1 pseudogene is annotated in these 392 nt (G+C 39.0%); it reads left to right on the plus strand.

Annotated elements, in window-relative coordinates:
- Positions 1 to 140 precede the first annotated feature (140 nt).
- A pseudogene (locus EMN46_RS19325) lies at positions 141 to 392 on the plus strand (protein rexA); the annotation flags it as partial.

Genomic DNA, 392 nt, shown 5'->3' on the forward strand with positions numbered 1-392 from the left:
TCAGTGGCCTGAAGAGACGTTTGGCTGATCGGCAAGGTGTTCTGGTCGGCGCATAGCTGATAACAATTGAGCAAGAATCTTCATCGAATTAGGGGAATTTTCACTCCCCTCAGAACATAACATAGTAAATGGATTGAATTATGAAGAATGGTTTTTATGCGACTTACCGCAGCAAAAATAAAGGGAAAGATAAGCGCTCAATAAACCTGTCTGTTTTCCTTAATTCTCTGCTGGCTGATAATCATCACCTGCAGGTTGGCTCCAATTATTTGTATATTCATAAAATCGATGGAAAAACTTTTCTCTTTACCAAAACAAATGACAAGAGTCTGGTTCAGAAGATAAATCGCTCTAAAGCTTCAGTTGAAGATATTAAGAACAGCCTCGCAGAT

It is taken from the genome of Ancylomarina sp. 16SWW S1-10-2, from assembly GCF_009669305.1.
Taxonomy (GTDB): Bacteria; Bacteroidota; Bacteroidia; order Bacteroidales; family Marinifilaceae; genus Ancylomarina.